The following is a 1,334-nucleotide window of genomic DNA, read 5'->3' on the forward strand; positions in this document are numbered from 1 at the left end:
TGCTGTTCCTGCAGTCTCTCGATGTGGGCCGGGTCGATCACCGCGTGGGCCGGGCAGTACCCTTTCCAGAGCTCGATGTTGCGGCCGGTCCTGGCCTTCAAGTAGGAGCCGAGGTAGAAGTCGGGAACGAAAAGGATCTCCTTGTCCGCCGGGATCGCGTTGATTACCTGCTCTCCGTTGGCGGAGGTGCAGCAGTAATCGCATTCCGCCTTCACGGCGGCGGCGGTGTTGATGTAGCAGACCGCAACGCCGTCTCGGTGCTGCTGCTTCCACTTGCGCACCTGCCCCGGCATGATCATGTCGGCCAACGAGCAACCGGCCGCCAGGTCCGGCACGATGACCTTTCGGTCCGGGCAGAGCATTGCGGCGGTCTCCGCCATGAAATGGACGCCGCAGAAGAGGATCACCTCCGCGTCGGTCCTCACGGCGAACTGCGCCAACTTCAGAGAATCGCCGGTAAAATCGGCGACATCCTGGATGCGGCCCTCCTGGTAGTTGTGGGCGAGGATCACCGCGTTGCGGCGCTCCTTCCACTCCTTCACCTGTTGGGAGAGCTGCGCTGTTTCCATCATATCGTGATCGGCTTCGGCCGCTCCGTGACGCCGATCAACTGCGAGATGTGCATCGAGCAGAACTTCGGGCCGCACATGGAGCAGAAGGCGGCCGACATGTAGCCGTCCTGAGGCAGGGCCTCGTCGTGGTACTCCCGCGCCCGGTCCGGGTCGAGAGAGAGGGCGAACTGCTGCTTCCAGTCGAAATTGAAGCGGGCGCGGGACAAGGCGTCGTCCCGGTCGCGGGCACCGGGCCGGTGCCGCGCCACGTCGGCCGCGTGGGCCGCGATCTTGTAGGCGATGATGCCGGTCCGCACATCCTCGGCGTTGGGCAGCCCCAGGTGCTCCTTCGGCGTCACGTAGCAAAGCAGCGAGGAGCCGTACCAGCCGACCATCGCGGCGCCGATCGCCGAGGTGATGTGGTCATAGCCGGGAGCGATGTCGGTCACCAGGGGCCCCAGCGTGTAGAACGGGGCGCCGTGGCAGAGCTCCTGCTGCTTCTTGACGTTCATCTCCAGCTGGTCCATCGGCACGTGGCCGGGACCTTCGACCATCACCTGCACGTCATGCTCCCAGGCCTTGAGCGTCAATTCGCCCAAGGTCTTCAGCTCCGAGAACTGCGCGGCGTCGCTGGCGTCGGCCAGACAGCCGGGCCGCAGGGAGTCGCCAAGCGAGAAACTGACGTCATACTTCTTGAAGATCTCGCAGAGCCGGTCGTAGCCGGTGTAAAAGGGGTTCTCCTTGTCGTGCGCCATCATCCACTGCGCCATCAGGGAGCCGCCG

General features: G+C 64.6%; 2 protein-coding genes. Both read right to left on the reverse strand.

The features are described 5' to 3' along the window. Positions 1 to 569, reverse strand: a 569-nt coding sequence (locus tag Q8Q85_02970; GenBank protein MDP3773206.1) for a quinolinate synthase, incomplete at its 3' end; no start/stop codon positions are given. After that, positions 569 to 1,334 (reverse strand): phosphomethylpyrimidine synthase ThiC (thiC, locus tag Q8Q85_02975; protein ID MDP3773207.1); only part of this gene is annotated, 766 nt, incomplete at its 5' end. The genes Q8Q85_02970 and thiC, both read right to left, overlap by 1 nt.

It is taken from the genome of Gemmatimonadales bacterium (assembly GCA_030697825.1).
GTDB lineage: Bacteria > Gemmatimonadota > Gemmatimonadetes > Gemmatimonadales > JACORV01 > JACORV01.